This window comes from Rhodoligotrophos sp. CJ14 (assembly GCF_038811545.1).
GTDB classification, from domain to species: Bacteria; Pseudomonadota; Alphaproteobacteria; order Rhizobiales; family Im1; genus Rhodoligotrophos; species Rhodoligotrophos ferricapiens.
The window spans coordinates 3,059,668-3,076,555 of the sequence record NZ_CP133319.1 but is presented as its reverse complement, the minus strand read 5'-3'; the positions used below and the strand labels follow the sequence as shown (position 1 = coordinate 3,076,555).

General features: G+C 63.1%; 17 protein-coding genes and 1 pseudogene. 1 reads left to right on the top strand and 17 read right to left on the bottom strand.

What is annotated here, in order from left to right; genetic code table 11:
- Nucleotides 1–244 precede the first annotated feature (244 nt).
- The 8 genes from RCF49_RS14295 to RCF49_RS14260 all read right to left on the bottom strand — a co-directional run bounded on the left by RCF49_RS14295 (nt 245) and on the right by RCF49_RS14260 (nt 5,284).
- On the bottom strand, nt 245–1,975 hold the full coding sequence (locus tag RCF49_RS14295) for a SulP family inorganic anion transporter (RefSeq protein ID WP_183319063.1): 1,731 nt from the start codon (nt 1,973–1,975) through the stop codon (nt 245–247).
- Between the two features lie 22 nt (nt 1,976–1,997).
- Entirely contained in the window at nt 1,998–2,441 is a 444-nt protein-coding gene (locus RCF49_RS14290; protein WP_342640502.1) for a DUF6691 family protein, read from the bottom strand.
- The gene (locus RCF49_RS14285) at nt 2,441–2,872 is read right to left on the bottom strand and encodes a YeeE/YedE family protein (RefSeq protein ID WP_342640501.1); all 432 of its coding nucleotides are present in this window, start codon (nt 2,870–2,872) and stop codon (nt 2,441–2,443) included. Before RCF49_RS14285 ends, RCF49_RS14290 begins: the two co-directional genes overlap by 1 nt.
- Nucleotides 2,873–2,875: 3 nt before the next feature.
- Nucleotides 2,876–3,217 carry an ArsR/SmtB family transcription factor gene (locus tag RCF49_RS14280; RefSeq protein WP_122003499.1) on the bottom strand — a complete coding sequence of 114 codons (342 nt, stop codon included), beginning with the start codon at nt 3,215–3,217 and terminating at the stop codon, nt 2,876–2,878.
- A gap of 4 nt (nt 3,218–3,221) precedes the next feature.
- On the bottom strand, nt 3,222–4,103 hold the full coding sequence (locus RCF49_RS14275) for an MBL fold metallo-hydrolase (protein ID WP_342640500.1): 882 nt from the start codon (nt 4,101–4,103) through the stop codon (nt 3,222–3,224).
- Nucleotides 4,104–4,152: 49 nt separating this feature from the next.
- The gene (locus RCF49_RS14270; protein ID WP_183319055.1) at nt 4,153–4,581 is read right to left on the bottom strand and encodes a TIGR01244 family sulfur transferase; all 429 of its coding nucleotides are present in this window, start codon (nt 4,579–4,581) and stop codon (nt 4,153–4,155) included.
- Nucleotides 4,578–4,784 (bottom strand): YgaP family membrane protein, encoded by a 207-nt coding sequence (locus RCF49_RS14265; RefSeq protein ID WP_183319053.1) that lies wholly within the window; start codon nt 4,782–4,784, stop codon nt 4,578–4,580. Before RCF49_RS14265 ends, RCF49_RS14270 begins: the two co-directional genes overlap by 4 nt.
- Nucleotides 4,785–4,897: 113 nt before the next feature.
- The gene (locus RCF49_RS14260; RefSeq protein WP_183319051.1) at nt 4,898–5,284 is read right to left on the bottom strand and encodes an ArsR/SmtB family transcription factor; all 387 of its coding nucleotides are present in this window, start codon (nt 5,282–5,284) and stop codon (nt 4,898–4,900) included.
- A gap of 576 nt (nt 5,285–5,860) precedes the next feature.
- Here RCF49_RS14260 and RCF49_RS14255 point away from each other — a divergent pair.
- The gene (locus tag RCF49_RS14255; protein WP_342640474.1) at nt 5,861–7,060 is read left to right on the top strand and encodes an IS256 family transposase; all 1,200 of its coding nucleotides are present in this window, start codon (nt 5,861–5,863) and stop codon (nt 7,058–7,060) included.
- A gap of 43 nt (nt 7,061–7,103) precedes the next feature.
- On the opposite strand, the pseudogene RCF49_RS14250 reads toward RCF49_RS14255, so the two are convergent.
- From RCF49_RS14250 to RCF49_RS14210, 9 genes and pseudogenes are all read right to left on the bottom strand, one after another.
- Nucleotides 7,104–7,550: pseudogene (locus tag RCF49_RS14250) on the bottom strand (helix-turn-helix transcriptional regulator); the annotation flags it as partial.
- A 94-nt stretch (nt 7,551–7,644) separates the two neighbouring features.
- Entirely contained in the window at nt 7,645–8,289 is a 645-nt protein-coding gene (locus RCF49_RS14245) for a 3-oxoacid CoA-transferase subunit B (RefSeq protein ID WP_183319045.1), read from the bottom strand.
- Nucleotide 8,290: 1 nt separating this feature from the next.
- Entirely contained in the window at nt 8,291–9,007 is a 717-nt protein-coding gene (locus RCF49_RS14240; protein ID WP_183319043.1) for a CoA transferase subunit A, read from the bottom strand.
- 243 nt (nt 9,008–9,250) lie between these two features.
- Complete coding sequence (locus RCF49_RS14235; RefSeq protein ID WP_183319041.1) at nt 9,251–9,760, bottom strand: acetone carboxylase subunit gamma; 510 nt, start codon at nt 9,758–9,760, stop codon at nt 9,251–9,253.
- Between the two features lie 158 nt (nt 9,761–9,918).
- Complete coding sequence (locus tag RCF49_RS14230; protein ID WP_183319039.1) at nt 9,919–12,228, bottom strand: hydantoinase B/oxoprolinase family protein; 2,310 nt, start codon at nt 12,226–12,228, stop codon at nt 9,919–9,921.
- A gap of 24 nt (nt 12,229–12,252) precedes the next feature.
- Nucleotides 12,253–14,406 (bottom strand): hydantoinase/oxoprolinase family protein, encoded by a 2,154-nt coding sequence (locus RCF49_RS14225; RefSeq protein WP_183319037.1) that lies wholly within the window; start codon nt 14,404–14,406, stop codon nt 12,253–12,255.
- A 129-nt stretch (nt 14,407–14,535) separates the two neighbouring features.
- Nucleotides 14,536–15,684 carry a sigma 54-interacting transcriptional regulator gene (locus tag RCF49_RS14220; protein ID WP_342640499.1) on the bottom strand — a complete coding sequence of 383 codons (1,149 nt, stop codon included), beginning with the start codon at nt 15,682–15,684 and terminating at the stop codon, nt 14,536–14,538.
- 136 nt (nt 15,685–15,820) lie between these two features.
- Nucleotides 15,821–16,324, bottom strand: a complete 504-nt coding sequence (locus RCF49_RS14215) for a hypothetical protein (protein WP_342640498.1) — start codon at nt 16,322–16,324, stop codon at nt 15,821–15,823.
- A gap of 266 nt (nt 16,325–16,590) precedes the next feature.
- Entirely contained in the window at nt 16,591–16,878 is a 288-nt protein-coding gene (locus RCF49_RS14210) for a DUF2274 domain-containing protein (RefSeq protein ID WP_342640497.1), read from the bottom strand.
- Nucleotides 16,879–16,888 lie beyond the last annotated feature (10 nt).

The following is a 16,888-nucleotide window of genomic DNA, read 5'->3' as shown; positions in this document are numbered from 1 at the left end:
GGATAAGTGGTCTATTGGCCGCTATGGGTCGGCGGCGCACTGGCGACGCGCCATGCGGCTGCCATCCCGCCTGAGAGGCGGGCAATCTCGGTTCCGTGCGCAGACCATCACGCGGCACGGGCCGCGCCAGGGTGCTATAACGTCAACCAGCACCGGCACGTGACTGCGCTGGGCATGTCCGTCGAATGCATCGCCGTCGCAGCGCGCGGCCGGGTTCGGGATAAAGCCGCGGAGCGAGTGAGGGTCACGGATTTGCGCTACGGATCGCACTTATGGCCTCGAACTGGCTGAGGAAGACCCTGCCGGTCAGGTGGTCAAGGAAGTCGGCCCGCTTCAGCCGGTCCATTACCGGGCCTTTCACTTCGGTCAGATGGAAGGTGACATCGGCGTCCCTGAGTCGGTGGTTGATCTCCTCCAGGCTTTCCAGCGCGCTGGCGTCGATGGCGTTGACGGCGGAACACATCAGCACGACGTGGCGGACGTCCGGCCTTTGCGCAACGAGTTCGGCAATACGATCCTCGAGATAGCGGCTGTTGGCGAAATAAAGGCTTTCGTCGACGCGGATCGACAGTATCTGCGGATCGGTCAGAACCTGGTGTCGCTCGACGTTGCGAAAGTGCTCGGTGCCCGGCACCTGGCCGATGATCGCCATATGCGGTTTGCTGGTGCGGTAGAGGTGGAGAAACAGCGAGAGTGCCACGCCGGCGACGACACCCGGCTCCACCCCCCAGAGCAGCGTGACGATGATCGTCGCGGCCATGGCGGAGAAGTCGGCCTTCGAATAGTGGAAGACATGGCGGATCGCCTTGAAGTCGACGAGCGACAGCACCGCGACGATGATGGTTGCGGCCAGCGTCGCCTGCGGCAGGCTGGTGAGCAGCGGGGTGAGGAAGAGTGTGGCGAAGGCGATGCCGACAGCCGTGAAGACGCCGGCCGCAGGGGTCTCGGCGCCGGCATCGAAATTGACGACGGAGCGGGCGAAGCCGCCGGTCACCGGATAGCCGGATGAGAGGCCGGCGGCGATGTTGGCCGCGCCGAGCCCGATCAGTTCCTGGTCCGGGACGATCCTCTGCCGGCGCTTCGAGGCGAGCGTCTGGGCAACGGAGACGGATTCGACGAAGCCGATGATGCTGATCAGAAAGGCCGGCGCGGCAAGCGTCATGATCAGCTCGAAAGAAACCTGGGGGAAGCCGAGTGCCGGCAGGCCCTGCGGGATCGAACCGACAAGCGGCACGCCCTTCGCGGCGAGGTCGAGGGCGACGGCGAGAAGGATGGTGACGGCTACGGCAAGGATCGGCGCCGTCTTGGTCGCAAGGTCGGCTGCGCGCTTCGCGACGCCGATGCCGATCAGCAGAGGTTTGAGGCGGGTGCGCGCGAAGTAGAGAAAGGCCAGTGCGCCGACGCCGACGGCGACGGTGTAGGGATTGATCTCAGCGGCCAGCCCGGCAAGCGCGATGATCATCTCGAGGAGCGTGTCGCCGCCGGCCGCAACACCAAGGATGTGTTTCAGCTGACTGGCAGCGATCAGGATGCCGGAGGCGGTGATGAAGCCGGAAATCACCGGATGGCTGAGGAAGTTGGCGAGGAAGCCGAGCCGCAACAGCCCCATCAGCACGAGCATGACGCCCGACAACAGCGCCAGCACGATCGCCGCCGTAAGGTAGTCGGCCGTCCCCTGTACGGCGATCTGGCCAACGGCAGAGGCCGTCATCAGGGAAACGACTGCTACCGGGCCGACTGCGAGCGTGCGGCTGGTGCCGAACAGCGCATAGGCCACGAGCGGCAGGATCGAGGCATAGAGGCCGACTTCGGGCGGCAGGCCGGCGAGCATTGCATAAGCCAACGACTGCGGGATCAACATGATCGTCACGATGATCGCGGCAACAACATCACTGGTGAGTGTCGCGCGGTCGTAGGCCCGTGCCCAGTCGAGGATCGGGAGGTAGCGCTGGAGCCTGATGGCTGGAAGACGCATTGTTCCTGTTGCTTTCCCCTGCTCAGGCGATGCGCGATTGCATCCGCGTGGTAACCGAACGACGGATGAAGCGTGCCAGCACGATGCCCGCGAGCATCGAGCCGACGAAAATCACGGCGCTCATCTCTCCAAGACCGAGAGCCGGAACGGCACCGCCCGGACAGAAGCCGGTGATGCCCCAGCCGATGCCGAACACGGCCGAGCCGGCAACAAGCGGAAGATCGAGCTTGCGTGCCGTCGGCAGATGGAACGTCTTGTCGAAGAGCGGCGCCGGGCGCTTGAGGATGAAACTGTAGCCGATGGCGGTGACCACGAGCGCGCCGCCCATCACGAAGGCCAGCGACGGGTCCCAGGTTCCGGCGAAGTCGAAGAAGTTGAGCACCTTGGCGGGATTGATCATGCCGGAAATGGCGATGCCGGCGCCGAGAATGAGCCCGGCAATCAGGGCGGAAAGGATTCGGGCCATCAGAAGCCTCCGAGAAGGTGACGGACAACGAAGACGGTGAGCGCCGTCGAAGCCATGAAGATCAGGGTGGCGGCGATCGAGCGCGGCGAGAGGCGTGCAAGCCCGCAGACGCCATGGCCCGACGTGCAGCCTCCGCCAAAATGGACGCCGATGCCGACGATGAGACCGCCGATGATGAGCCAGGGCGTAGGAACCGGGCTTTCGAACGGCACGGCCGAAGCCCCGGCTACGATGATGATCAAGGCGGGAGCCACGATCGCCCCTGCGATGAAAGCAGCGCGCCATGCCCAGTCGTTCGACAAGGGCGGAAGGAGCCCGGAGAGAATGCCGGTCATGCCGGCGATGCGGCCGTGAAAGGCCATAAGGAGGATGGCGGCAAGGCCGATCATAGCGCCCCCGAGAAGGGAGGCGAGTGGTGTGAACTCGGTCATCGATCAGTCTCGTGGTTGTGGGTTGGTCGTGCCGGTTTGGCAGAACAACCGATGCATGGTGTGGATGAAGGCCGCGACGCGGGCGTCGGCGAGCCGATAGAAGACATGCTTGCCCTCCTTGCGGCCGGCGATCAGTCCTGCCTCGCGAAGACCGGCGAGCTGCTGCGAGAGGCCCGGCTGGCGGATGCCAAGCAGATCCTCGAGCTCGCGCACGGAGCGCTCGCCCTCCACGAGAGCGCAACAGACCAGCAGGCGGTCCGGATTGGACAGCTTCTTCAGGAAGGCCGATGCCTCATCGACATTGGCCTTCAGATCGGCGGCTTCGCAGGAGAGCTTTTCGATCACCGGTTCAGTCCCAGGATGCGCTTGTCAACAGATCGAGCGGGATCTTGAGATAGCGCCGGCCGTTCGCTTCCGGTTCGGGCAGACGGCCACCCCTGGTGTTGATCTGCAGCGAATGCAGGATCAGCTTCGGCATGGGCAGAGTTCTGTCGCGGGCCTCGCGCGCGGCGACGAACTCCTCTTCCGTCTTGTACTTGGCCATGTGGATGTTCTTCGCCTTCTGCTCGGCGACCGTCGACTCCCACAGCGGTTCCCGGCCGCCGGGCTGATAGTCATGACCGGTGAAGATGCGGGTCTCGTCGGGAAGCGCCAGAATGTCCTGGATCGACTTCCACAGCACCTTGGCGCTGCCGCCGGGAAAGTCGGCGCGCGCCGTTCCGCTGTCGGGCATGAACAACGTGTCATGGACGAAGGCGGCATCGCCGATGACATAGGTGATCGAGGCGAGCGTATGGCCGGGCGAGAACATCACCTTGGCATCGATATTGCCGACCCGGAAGGTGTCTCCGTCGGCAAAGAGCCGGTCCCACTGGGAGCCGTCGGCCGGGAAATCCGGCCAGTTGTAGAAGTCCTTCCACAGCTTCTGGACCTCGATGACCTTCTCGCCGATGGCGGTCTGTGCGCCTGTCTTCTGTTTCAGGTAGGCGGCAGCCGAGAAATGATCGGCATGCGGATGGGTGTCGAGGATCCACTCAACCTCGTAACCGTTGTCCCGCACGAATTCGAGGATGCGGTCGGCATTCGTCGAGGCCGTCTGGCCTGACTTCTCGTCGAAGTCATAGACGGGATCGACGATCGCGCATTTCTTCGTCTCGGGATCGGCGACGACATATTGGATCGACCACGTGCGACGGTCGAAAAAGCCGGTCACTTCCGGTTTCTGGGCCATAAAGAGCTACCTTTCTGAAGGTTCGTCTGCTGAAAATGGATTTGCGGTGCTAGTGGCCATGGGCTCCCAGCCAGGCAACGGCTCCTGACAGATCGAAGCCGCGTTCCCGCCCGAAGGGGATGACGTCGTCTTTCGCCATGCGGCCGTCGAGAACCTCGCCGATGGACCAGAGTGTCAAGGAACGGGTGCCGGACCGGCAGAAGGCGAGAACTTGGCCGCCGCTATCGGCGAGCGCACGCTGAAACGCCCGCACGGCATCTTCGCTGATCTCGGCGGCGCGCACGGGAATATGCGTACTGGAGAGTCCGGCCTGCGCGGCGGCCTCGGCAATTTCGCTGGCACGCGGCTGGCCGAAATCCTCGCCATCCGGCCGATTGTTGATCAGGGCCCGAAAGCCCGACCCGGCAGCTGCGCTGACATCGCTGGTGCTGAGCTGTTCGCAGATCGACAGCCGGTCGTTGATGCGGACAGGCTTCATTGCCGCCCCCCTTTGAGAGGGCACGTGTTGAAGCCGAAGAGCGGATAGAGCGGGCAAGTCGAGAACAGGCCCGTCAGCAGCGGAACGAGCCCGATCAGCCCCCACCAGCGTGCGTTGCCGTCAAGCAGAAAGATGAGCGACAGCAGCGCCAGACCGACGATGATCCTGAGGATGCGATCGATGCCTCCGACATTTTTGGTCATGGTTCATTCCTCTCGTTTGAAGGTCGCGCACCGATTGTTGCGCAACAACGATTGCAAAAAACTGCAACTATTAGCGTGCAGAAGTTCAACAACGGCTCGGCCTCCATTCCCGATCAGTCCTGCGTGACTTTCCTGCGCCCGGAAGCGCGATTTCCCGCAGAAGGGCCGTCGGCGAGCGTGGCCGTTCCCTTTGCTGCCCGCGGCTCGCAAAAGGACTTGTAGAGCACACTCAGGACGCTGCGGGCCGGCTCGCTCTCGATCCGATACCAGATGGTCTGGCCGTCCCGTCGGCCTGCAATCAGTCGATCACGGCGGAGCAAAGCCAGGTGCTGAGACACGGTCGAGTCACGAATGCCGAGGAACTCCGCGAGTTGCCCGACTGATTTTTCGCTCTCGATGAGTTGGCACAGGATCAGGAGGCGGTGCCGGTTAGCGAGCGCCTTCAGCAATTCGCTGGCATCGTCAGCGGCGGTCTGCATGGATTCGAGATCGATTTTCATTGCTGCGAACCTACGATAATTTGAAGGTATCGGTCAACAGGAAAATCGGCATGCGCGGTGAAGTACACGACCGGCTTTGCCCGGGAGAGCTATCCCATCGTGAATGCCCGACCGTACCGTTGGCTGCCGGCATTGCGCGACGGTAACAAGATTACAGCCGGACTCCACGGACTGGAAGTGCGATGAGGCATGCAGCCTGCGGTTCTTCTACGACTGATCCTATCGATGCCAAGGCACACCGTTGTAGTGATCAGTTCCTATGTTCATGGCCTCCGCTTGGCCGCCGATTACCGCACAAGTTGACAAAGAATCTCCTTAGATATCTGGGTTCTAGGCGGTTGAGCGAGGGGACAGGCTCTCGCGTGTCCTACCACGTGGAATCGCCGTACCGTAGAATCGCTGATCATATGTTGAAGGCCCGTCTTTCCATTGACGGAAGATCCGCAAAACTACGAGGTTGCGCGCGCGTAGTAGGTGACGTCCCTAGACGTGGTGTAGCTGAGTAGCACGGTGGTCATCGGCGCTTTCCGGTAGGGTCTGGTTGTCGAAGCCAAGTCCTCACTGGAAGGAACACCGATGACCGACGACATGATGAACCTGCGTGCGCTCGTGGAGAAGAGCGCGGATGCCGATCTGCTGCGCGAGATGATCGGCTTTGCCGCCGAGAAGCTGATGGAGATGGAGGTGGGCGCCGCAACCGGTGCCGCCTGGGGCGAGAAGTCGCCACTGCGAACCGCCCAGCGCAACGGCTATCGCGACCGGGACTGGGAGACGCGGGCCGGCACCGTCGAGCTGCGCATCCCGAAGCTGAGGAAGGGATCCTACTTCCCAGGCTTCCTGGAGCCGCGCCGCATGGCCGAGAAGGCGCTGACGGCGGTGATCCAGGAAGCCTATGTCCAGGGCATCTCGACGCGCTCGGTCGACGACCTGGTCAAGGCCATGGGCATGAGCGGCATCTCGAAGAGCCAGGTCAGCCGGCTGTGCGAGGAGATCGACGGCAAGGTGAAGGCCTTCCTCGAACGGCCGATCGAAGGCGACTGGCCGTATCTGTGGATCGACGCGACCTACCTCAAGGTGCGCCGTGGCGGCCGCATCGTCTCGGTCGCGGTGATCATCGCGGTCGGCGTCAACAGCGACGGCCGGCGCGAGGTGCTGGGCATGGAGGTCGGCACGTCAGAGGCCGAGCCGATCTGGACCGAGTTCCTGCGCAAGCTCACCCGCCGCGGCCTGCGCGGCGTGAAGCTGGTCGTGTCCGACGCCCATGAAGGCCTCAAGGCCGCCGTCACCAAGGTTCTCTCGGCGACCTGGCAGCGCTGCCGCGTCCACTTCATGAGGAACGTGCTGGCCCATGCCGGCAAGAGCGGTCGTCGCGTCGTCTCCGCCTTCATCGCCACCGCCTTCGCGCAGGAGACACCGGAGGCCGCCAGCGCCCAGTGGCGGGCCGTCGCCGACCAGATCCGGCCGAAGGTGCCAAAGCTCGCTGCCATCCTTGATGACGCCGAGCCCGACGTGCTCGCCTACATGACCTTCCCGAAGGAGCACCGGGCGAAGCTGCATTCGACGAACCCCATCGAGCGTCTCAACGGCGAGATCAAGCGGCGCACCGACGTGGTCGGCATCTTCCCCAACGACGACGCCATCGTTCGCCTCGTCGGCGCCATCATGCTCGAACAGAACGACGAGTGGGCCGTCCAGCGCTCCCGCTACATGACACTGGAAAGCGTCGGCCAGTTGAGCGATGATCCCCTCATCAGCCTGCCAGCCGTGGCGCGCTGATCAACCCGGCCAAGCCGGAAAGCGCGGCCACCAATGCCGCCAGCTACACCACGCGGTGGAACACCATCGCGTAGTACGCTGGCGGCGTTCCAGCGTGTCGCGAGAACGCGACGCTGAACGTGCTTGCCGAGCTATAACCCACGCGTTCGGCCACTTGGGTTACGCTGAGTCTTTCCCGCCTCAGCAGGTCCTTCGCCAGGGCCATGCGCCAGCCCAGGAGGTATTCCATCGGCGCAACGCCGACTTCGCGCCGGAACCGGTCGAAAAATGTCGAGCGTGAAAGCGCGGCCGCCTTCGCGAGATTCATGACTGACCAACTCTTGCCCGGGCGTTCGTGCATCTCCCGCGGCGCGACGGCAAGCCGATCGTCGCAAAGTCCGCGCAGCAGGCCAGGTACCGAAGCCGGTCCCGTGGTTGATCGCAAGGCCTCGATCAGCAAAACCTCCAGCAAGCGGGCCAATACAACCTCGCGACCGGGCACCGCAGCGCCCGCGACCGGGCCGAGGTACGTATCGTTTGGCGCGGCGGCGTAACGACTAAGCCGAGCGCCGCGAGCATCGTTGCTCGCTCCCCAAACAGCCTGGTCAGCCGATCTGCAAGTCGAACGACGCCCGTGTTTTGGCCCTGATCTCGTCCAGCGCAACGCCGTCGGCAAGCTCAATCAACGTCATGGGCTGCGCCCCTTCGCGCGCCAGACGAAACACGCCAAGATCGGTAATGACGAGATCGACGACGCGCTGTCCGGTTAGCGGCAGGGTACAGGATTTCAGGAGTTTCGGCTCACCTCGCGCCGCGTGCTCCATCACCACCACGACACGTTTCACCCCGGCCACGAGGTCCATGGCCCCGCCCATGCCTTTCACCATCTTGCCGGGAATCATCCAGTTGGCGATGTCGCCGCATTCTGACACCTGCATCGCGCCGAGGATCGACAGGTCGATATGGCCGCCGCGGATCATGGCAAAGCTGTCAGCGGACGAGAAATAGCTGGTCTTCGGCAGCTCGGTGATGGTCTGCTTGCCGGCGTTGATAAGGTCGGAGTCCTCCTCGCCCTCATACGGGAACGGCCCCATGCCGAGCATGCCGTTCTCGCTCTGCAGGGTGACGTCGACCCCATTGGGAATATAGTTGGCCACCAGCGTCGGAATGCCTATGCCCAGATTGACGTAGAAGCCGTCGCGGATTTCGCGTGCTGCGCGGGCCGCCATCTGCTCTCGCGTCCAGGCCATGTCAGGCGTCTTCCGTCTGGCGTACCGGGCGCACCGTGCGCTGCTCGATGCGCTTTTCAGGGTTCGGCACTTGCACGATGCGCTGCACATAAATGCCGGGCGTATGGACATGGTCGGGATCGATCTCACCCGCTTCAACCAGATGCTCGACCTCCGCCACGGTGACGCGGGCGGCCGTCGCCATCACCGGATTGAAGTTACGGGCCGTCTTGCGGAACACCAGATTGCCTTCGGTGTCGGCCTTGTACGCATGGACGATGGCGAGGTCCGCGAACAGGCCGGTCTCCATCACATGGTCGATCCCGCCGAAGGCGCGTACCTCCTTGCCTTCAGCCACGAGCGTGCCAACGCCGGTGCGGGTGAAGAAGGCGGGAATGCCCGCCCCGCCGGCGCGAATGCGCTCGGCAAGCGTGCCTTGCGGATTGAATTCAAGCTCAAGATCGCCTGCAAGATACTGCTCGGCGAACAGCTTGTTCTCGCCGACATAAGAGGAGATCATCTTCCTGATCTGACGCGTCTCCAGCAGGATGCCGAGGCCGTAGCCGTCGACGCCGGCATTGTTGGAAACGACGGTGAGGTCGCGCACGCCGGAAGCGCGGATCGCCTCGATGAGAGTCATGGGAATGCCGCAAAGGCCGAAGCCGCCAGACATGATCGTCATGCCGTCGGTCAGGATGTCCGCGAGTGCTTCGACCGCGTTTTGAAAGACCTTTCTCATCGAGCGTTCCAATCGAAACTTGACCGGGAGGGGACCCTTGAAGAGCCGCCACATAGAATTGTTCGGAAGGTATGCTGCCAGTTACGGCGTGATTGCCACCTTCAGGACGCCCCGCTGCGCCGTTGTGAGAACCGCACCCGCAAAGGCAGGCATGGCTCCAGCCGGAGGGCATGATCGCGCCAGATTTGTTGCAGCGGGCACGGCACGTGAAAGCCGTGCCCGCTGTAGTGGATGAGGCGGCTGCTATACGGCCTCTACTCGCTCAGGGAGTGCCAGCCCGAGCCATTCCTGGTAGAAAGTGTCGATGTCCGGCTCGAAATCGTGGATCACTGGATACCAAGGCGTCGGCGCCTCGACGTCGAGCAAGTCGCCCGATTTCGGGCAGTAATATTCGCGGATGACCTGCCAGGTGCTGGTGGGGGCCATCAGCTTCGGATAGAGTTCCTCCATCTCTTCCGGTGTCTCGCGCACCCGCATCACCGCGTGCAGCTTCCAGTTCTCACGCCAGTCACAGAACTCATGCCCCGCATGGCTCTTGACGACCCAGCGTTTGTCGCTCGGGCGCTGCACGATGTAGAGCTTGGGGCCGAGTGGCAGGACGATCCTGTCGTCCCACGGCACCTGCTCCTGCAGGATCTCCAGATACATCTGGAAGCGCTCCCGATCCTTTGGGGTGGAGAGCATGGTGTGCAGCGTGTCGCGGTCGATCTTGCCGTGGACGAGGTCCTTGATCTTCGCTTTTGTGTAAGCCATTTCCGTTCCTCCCTGGGAGCATCGAACCGAAAAGTGCGTGCGGTTTTGGGATTGCTTCGATGCTCGATCAAAATCTCAGAGCGTCCTTGGTGCGTCCGGCCGGACGCACGGCGCTCCAGGTGGGTGCTGGGCGCCCCTTGCGGAGCGCCAGCAGCGCATCATTCCTCGACGAACTGGACAGTCTTGACGTCCGGCAGTTCGGACAGGTCCATGGAGTATTCCCGGCCGTAAGACGGGATCGGCAGGTCGGCCTCCAGAAGCTGCCAGTCGACCGGCAGATCCCAGAACTCGCGGAATCCTTCCTCCCAGCGCGGCCCCAGCTTGAAAGAGGCGGCATACATCTGCTGGACATGCACGCCCGCGTCCTTGGCCAGGATGCGCTCGCGCTCTTTCGCCATCCACGCCTTGGTGGGCACGGCTTTGGCCAGACGCTCCTTGCGGATTTCGGCGCGTCTCGCCTCGGTACGGGCCTCGTCCATACCCAGCAGCCCGTCGGCCGACTTCACCAGCACCACGCCGTAGACGCTGTCGGCGAAGCGTTCGAGCAGATAGCCGCCGTTGACGTCATCGGCCACCTTCTGCGGCTCGCGGTCGAGCGGGTCGCCGAAGCCGGGGCCGCCACGCATGTAGTTGAGGTAGAGGTCGTAGTCCTTGAACATCTCCTCGGTGGTAATGGCCTGCTTGTCGCGTTTGATCTTCGCTTCCGGCAGCAGTGCATCCCAGACCGGGTTCTCCGGATCGGCATCGCCACCATGTGGGATGGCTCCACCCTCCTCGATGATCTTCTTCAGGCCAGTATCATGCGCGGCGAAGCGGTAGCCGGAGGCAGCAGGATAACCGCCCATCAGGCCCCAGTCGGAGCTGATGTGGCCATTGCCCATGAAGAACATGGTCCAGTCCTTGGCGTTCCAAACCATGCGCAGAGACTGGAAGCCGCAGCCGCCGCGATACTTGCCGGCACCGCCTGACGACGCCTTGATCTCGCGGCCGAGATAGATGAGTGGCTCGGCCAGTTCCCAAATCTCCATGTCGCCCATGTCGCCTTCCGGGTTCCAGATCGCGGCGGCGTGGCTGATGCCGTCGCCGATGGCAGAGGCGCCAACGCCATTGGCCGCGCATTCGAACGAGTTGACGGCATGGATCTCGTCATACTGGTTGAAGCCGCCACCCTGCAGCCAGTTCGAGGTGTTGGCGTTGCCGGCATTGACCTCTTCCAGATAGCCGCGCCCGAAATAGGCACGGCTCAGGCCCCGCCACAGCGAGGTCCACGACGAAACGAGGAAGTGCCAGCTATAGGCGAAGGCCACGCGCCGGTCGTCCGGGTTCATCCAGGTGCCTTTGGGCAGCCGGAACTCGGTGCCGTAGGCCGCGCCGTCATTGATCATCTCGGTCGGGATCAGTGTCTGGGTCATCATTACCCAGATCCCCGAGGTGAAGGAGACGGCATGGGCGTTATAGGTGTGCCAGCCCCACCGGCTCGATCCCTCGAAGTCGAGACGCCATGTGCCGTCCGGACGGATGGTCATCTCGGAGGGCGTGTGCATGATCGTGTCGACCTTGGCGAAGTCGGACGGCACGCGCACGTCCTCATGCGCGTAGGGCACGTCGACGAAGCCCACCTGACGGTACTTGCCGGGGATGGTCATCGCCTTGATGCGGTTCTGCAGGCCGACACGGCCATGCTCCACCGCCTCGTAGGCAAACTTCCAGAAGGCTTCGATGCCCTCGTCGGCAACCACCTCCTCGACCAGCTTGCGGATCATGTGACAGCCCGCGACACGGGTACGTTCATCCAGCATCCAGTAGCGCGTGGTGCGCACCATGCGCTGCGATTCGTGCAACCAGTCGCGGAACAGCGTGTCGTTTTCGCCGATCTTGCGGCAGGTCACAGAATAGCCGTCGCCGAAGCGCTGCACCTGGCCTGTGCACATGGAGCCGGGACCGACCGCGCCGGTGTCGATGACGTGGGTGACGCCGCCGACCCAGCCGATCAGCTCGCCCTCGTGGAAGATCGGCACGATGGTATGAATGTCGCAGGGGTGCACATTACCGATGAGCGAGTCGTTGTTGCAGAAGATGTCCCGGTCCTTGATGCCTGGATTCTCCTCCCAGCCGTTCTCGATCATGTATTTGATCGCCGCGCCCATGGTGCCGACATGGATGATGATGCCGGTGGAGGTGAGGATTGCATCGCCCGCCGCGTTGTAGAGGGTGAAGCACAGCTCGCCCTCCTGCTCCACGATCGGACTCGCCGCGATCTTCTTGGCCGTCTCGCGGGCATCGACGACGCCGGCGCGAAGTCGTGAGAACAGCTTGTTATAGAGGATCGGGTTGGACTTCTGCAGCGCTCTTTCCTTGAGGCCTGCGTAATGTCCGGTGGACTTGGTCTTCGCCAGCACCTCGTCGCGATGTTGCTTGAGGGTCTGGCCGCCGCGCACGATGCCGCGGATCTTGGTCTGGATGTTCATGTGGGTTCTCCTCCCTTCAGGCCGTTACACTTCCTTGAGATGGAACAGCCGGTGGCCGTCGAGCCAGGTCTCGAAGCCGCCGGGCACGACGAAGGTCGTGGCGTCGGATTCGATGATGGCGGGGCCGGCGATGCGGTTGCCGGGCCGCAGCGTCTCCATCTGGTAGATCTGCGCGTCGACCCATTTGCCCTTGCGGTAGAACTTGCGCGTTCCGAGCTTTGCGCTCTCGGGTGGCGTCGACTCACCCTCGGGTTCCTTCGGGATCCTGGGGCGCGGGATCGGCACGGTGCCGCGCATGATCGCGCCGGTGACCGAATAGCCGAGCTCCGGCGAGCGGGCCGAAGCGGCATAGACGCGGCCATAAGTGTCGTTGAAGGCATCAACCAGTGCGTCCCAATCATCGGGCGTGGAAGCGCTCTTGATCGGGCTTTCGATCTCGAGGTCGTTGAGCTGGCCGCGATACTGCATGCGGTAGCCCGGCTGGAGCTGCACCTGGTCACGCGAGTAGCCGTTGAGTTCGAACTCCTCCAGCACGCGCTCCGTCAGCTCGGCCCATGCCTCGTTGAGCACCCGCGCCTCTGCCGCCTTGGCCTTGTCGGAAGCATCCTCGGCGATGTTGATGTCGAGCGATTTGTCGTAACGGTATTCAAAATCCGCCGCCGCGCAGCCGAAGGCCGAGAAGCCCGCCGCCCATGCCGGCACGATGACGTCCTCAAAGCCCAGACCTTCGGTGTAGCCATAGGTGTGGACCGGACCCGCGCCGCCATAGGAAAAGCAGGTGAAGGAGGTGGGCGAATAACCCTTGCCCGAGATCATGGAGCGCAGATAGTCGCGCAGATCGCTGTCCAGCAGTTCGATCACGCCGGCGGCCGCTTCTTCGACCGACAGGCCGAGCGGATCGGCGATCTGCTCTTTCATCGCGTTCCAGGCGCGCTCGCGGTCGAGCTTGACCTGTCCGCCGAGGAAGTTGTCGGGGTTGAGATAGCCGAGAATGACATGACAGTCGGAAATCGTCACCGTTTCAATGCCGGATTCGGCCCAACACACGCCCACGCGATACCCGGCGCTGTCCGGTCCGAGCTTGATCGCCTTGGTGTAAGGGTCGAGGCGGATGAAGGAGCCGGCGCCTGCGCCAACAGAGTCCATCGCCACCAGCGGCAGCGATAGAACCAGACGCGCCATGTCGGGATCGTTGCGGATGGTGAGCTCGCCCTGCGTGATCAGTGCCACGTCGAAGGAGGTGCCGCCGATATCGGAGCAGGCGATGTTCTTGTAGCCCAGCACCTCTCCCAGATATTTGGCGCCGATGACGCCCCCGATCGGACCGGAGACGATGGTGCGGGCAAGCTCCTTGGCTTTCCACGAGATGGTACCGCCGTGGGTGGCCATGACGCGGAAGTCGAACTTGGAGCCGTTCTCTTTGAAGGCGCTCCCGATCTTGCGCAACGTCTCGCGCGAAGGCTCGGCCGCGAAAGCCTCGAGGATGGTAGTGTTGGTGCGGTGGGTTTCCTTGCGCACCGGATAGTAGTCGGTCGAGGCGAAGACCGGGATCTTCTTGCCCCATTTCTCGATTTCCTCCTGCACGATGTCCCGCACCCGGCGCTCATGGGCAGGGTTGCGGTAGCTGTGCAGCAACGAGATGACGATGCCCTCCACGTCCTGATCGATCAGGTCTCGCGCGGCTTTCCGAGCGGTGTCCTCGCGCAGTGGGATGACCACCTTGCCGAACATATCGACGCGCTCCATCACGCCGCGCGTGAGGTGGCGGGGAACCAGCGGCTCGTCGTAATAGTGGGTATTAAGGTGGATGCGGTCCTCATAGGCGAAGCCCAGATACGCCTGGATCGCCCGCCCCATGCGATGGAAATCCTCCATGCCGGCATTGACGATGAGGCCGGTGCGCAGGCCTTTGCGCTGTACCACGCGGTTGAGCATCGCCGTGCCGGAATAGACGCCGGTTTGGATGGTCGAGAGCGCCTCCTGCAGATTGAGACCCCATTGGCCCAGACCGTCACGCGAGCTTTCGATCAGCCCGAGTGCTTCGTTTTCAGGTGTCGATTGCGCCTTGCCAACGACGAACTCGCCATTGGAATCGACGAAGAACGTGTCGGTCATGGTGCCGCCGGCATCGATCCCGAGCACCTGCACCGTTCGTTTGGTTTGTTTGTCCAACTGCATTCTGATTCCTCCCTTCATGGCCAGACCCGCAAGATCGGGATTGGCCGCAGGGGAAAATGTGGATTCAGAAATGCACCATCGGACGTCCGATTTTCGGACGCCCTGACGGACATGTTGCGGACGCGAAGATCAGGACTTGCGCGTGCGAGCGATGCCGTAGCTGTCGAGCTTGAGATAGAGCGTGGAGCGGGCGATACCCAGCCGGCGCGCGGCTTCGGTGAGATTTCCGTCCGCAAACTCGATTGCTTCGAGGATCTCGGCTTTTTCAGAACCGCGCAGCGTATGCTCTTCCCTGCGCTCGGACCGGCGACGCATTTCGGCCGGCAGGTTCTTCTCGTCGATCAGGCCGCTCGGCGACAGCGCATCGAGCATCGCAACCAGATTGGACATCTCAAGCAGATTCCCCGGCCAGTGGTAGGCCTCCAGCAGGCTGAGTGCGCCGGAAGTGAAGCGCAGTTCGCGCTTGCCCGTAGTGCGTGCGTGGCGCTCGGCTACCATACGCAGCGAGGGGATGATTTCCTGTCGGCGCATGCGCAAAGGCGGTATGATCAGCCGTGCGCCGGCCAGCCGATAGTAGAGATCCCCGCGGAACCTGCCACCCTGCATGGCGTCGTAAAGTGGCGTGGATGACAGGGACAACAGCTTGATGCCGTTGCACGCGCGGGCGCTGACCTGTTCCAGCAGGCTGAGCAGCAGCTTTTGGGCCTCTGGCGGCAAGGATCCCGGCCGGTCGAGGCATAGCGCGCCGCCGCTTTCCGCAAGCTGCTCCAGCATGGCGGAACGCCGGGTCTCGCGTGCAAGATCCTCGCGCAGCGCTCGTGTGGTGAGCGTCGAGCAGTCGAGCATCTCGAAGCTGCCGGGCGGCCGGGCGGCGGCGCGGTGAATCGCCTGCGCAAGGAAGGTCTTGCCGGTTCCGGTTTCTCCTTCGATGAGGATCGGGATATGCGTTCCGGCGAGTCGCCGGGCCTGCCTGCACAGCTCGAATGTCACCGCGCCGATGCGGCCGATCTTGTCGAGCTCGGCTCCATGGCTGACCGGCACGGGTCGCCTGCGCGGCAGCGAAAGCATGACGCCGATAGCGTCCTCGCCCTCGGCGATGACTTCCAGATCGGCGCCTGGAAGGGAGCCCGACAGCGCTTCGGCGATATCCTCCGGCGCTTGCCCCATCAGATTGGGAATGCAGGCGCGCAGGAAGTTGAGCGCTTCGTTGCCGTCGTACAAACGGCGGAAATCCTCGTTGGCAAAGACTTCGCGCGCCGAGCGATCGAGCACCAGCACGGGGTCGGAGCCAAGCCGGCGCCGGCGCATTTGCAGCCGCTCCATCAGCTTTTCTCGCTCCATCGCGTGGTGCCGACCGAGATCGGCCTCGATCTGCAGCGCCAGCGTGGCCGAAAGCGCTGCCGCATTCGCCTGTTCAACGTCGTTCGGCCAGGATATATCGACAATGCCGAGCAGTCTGCCGTCGGCGGGATCGGTGATCGGCGTGGCGGCACAGTTCCAGCGGTGGATTTCCTCGCAATAGTGCTCGACGCTGTTCCACCTGTATCGGCCGGCGTAGATGGATGGCGGTGCCAATGGCATTGGTGCCAATCGAGGACTCGCTCCAGCGCCCGCCGACATGCAGATGATTCTCGCGGCCCCTTGCCTGCGTGACCTCGTCGCCGGCGACATCGAGCACGACGCCGCTATTGCTGCACAGAAGCAGCATGTTGCCGGTGTGGTTCAGAAGATATCCGGCCTTCTGAAGCGCGGCGCGCGCGCCAAGGCGCAACCGGCGGGCTTCCTGGCGATGGGCCACGAGTTCGCTTTCGCCGAGCTTCGGCGCGCTCTTGAGACTGGTGATGCCGCTGCTGGCACTGCGCTGCCAGCTTTGCAGCACAGGCTCGCGGACGCTGAGAGGAACACGCCCGATGGCCATGTACTCTTCCCAGTCCCGCTTCGTAATGCTGGCTACCATCTGTTCCTCCCGAGCAAATGGCGACGGCGGTATCATAGGGTAGCATTGGGCGGGATGTAAGTGCGTATTCTGGCCCTCATGCGACCATGGTCAAATAGAGCTGGCAGGGATCGAACGCTCTGATCGCCAGCCTACCATGCGGCGATTTGCGGAGTCCGCAGGCAATTGATGCCTTTACTGAACGAAGCAAAAGAAGCGTCAAGATTATAGCTGCGGCCAGGACGACGTCAGGCAGAGCCATCATCTTCATTGCCGTTCCGCGTCGTGCCGCTGGTTGGAGAAACCCCTTGTTGGCGGCCTCGGCCGGCCTTGGCCTTACGGCTGCGCCAACCACGATCCGAGCGGATGAAGGCTTCCAGCATGTGCGGGATCAGGGCTGCGGTGTCCACGGGTTCGTAGAGTCGACTGTGCTCGGCCGCATATTGGTCGAGTTCTTCCTTGAGCGGTTCCGGCAACGTGATCGTCAGACGCGTTAGACCGACCTTTGGCAGCCGGCCAAGCTTCAGTTCCGGCATGGTTCACCTC

What these genes read in the sequence shown, in the direction of transcription:
- RCF49_RS14215 (WP_342640498.1), bottom strand. Translation starts at nt 16,324, where the DNA reads ATGGCCATCGGGCGTGTTCCTCTCAGCGTCCGCGAGCCTGTGCTGCAA.
- RCF49_RS14265 (WP_183319053.1), bottom strand. Translation starts at nt 4,784, where the DNA reads ATGACCAAAAATGTCGGAGGCATCGATCGCATCCTCAGGATCATCGTC.
- RCF49_RS14235 (WP_183319041.1), bottom strand. Translation starts at nt 9,760, where the DNA reads ATGGCTTACACAAAAGCGAAGATCAAGGACCTCGTCCACGGCAAGATC.
- RCF49_RS14210 (WP_342640497.1), bottom strand. Translation starts at nt 16,878, where the DNA reads ATGCCGGAACTGAAGCTTGGCCGGCTGCCAAAGGTCGGTCTAACGCGT.
- RCF49_RS14290 (WP_342640502.1), bottom strand. Translation starts at nt 2,441, where the DNA reads ATGGCCCGAATCCTTTCCGCCCTGATTGCCGGGCTCATTCTCGGCGCC.
- RCF49_RS14285 (WP_342640501.1), bottom strand. Translation starts at nt 2,872, where the DNA reads ATGACCGAGTTCACACCACTCGCCTCCCTTCTCGGGGGCGCTATGATC.
- RCF49_RS14260 (WP_183319051.1), bottom strand. Translation starts at nt 5,284, where the DNA reads ATGAAAATCGATCTCGAATCCATGCAGACCGCCGCTGACGATGCCAGC.
- RCF49_RS14225 (WP_183319037.1), bottom strand. Translation starts at nt 14,406, where the DNA reads ATGCAGTTGGACAAACAAACCAAACGAACGGTGCAGGTGCTCGGGATC.
- RCF49_RS14270 (WP_183319055.1), bottom strand. Translation starts at nt 4,581, where the DNA reads ATGAAGCCTGTCCGCATCAACGACCGGCTGTCGATCTGCGAACAGCTC.
- RCF49_RS14240 (WP_183319043.1), bottom strand. Translation starts at nt 9,007, where the DNA reads ATGAGAAAGGTCTTTCAAAACGCGGTCGAAGCACTCGCGGACATCCTG.
- RCF49_RS14245 (WP_183319045.1), bottom strand. Translation starts at nt 8,289, where the DNA reads ATGGCCTGGACGCGAGAGCAGATGGCGGCCCGCGCAGCACGCGAAATC.
- RCF49_RS14275 (WP_342640500.1), bottom strand. Translation starts at nt 4,103, where the DNA reads ATGGCCCAGAAACCGGAAGTGACCGGCTTTTTCGACCGTCGCACGTGG.
- RCF49_RS14255 (WP_342640474.1), top strand. Translation starts at nt 5,861, where the DNA reads ATGACCGACGACATGATGAACCTGCGTGCGCTCGTGGAGAAGAGCGCG.
- RCF49_RS14230 (WP_183319039.1), bottom strand. Translation starts at nt 12,228, where the DNA reads ATGAACATCCAGACCAAGATCCGCGGCATCGTGCGCGGCGGCCAGACC.
- RCF49_RS14295 (WP_183319063.1), bottom strand. Translation starts at nt 1,975, where the DNA reads ATGCGTCTTCCAGCCATCAGGCTCCAGCGCTACCTCCCGATCCTCGAC.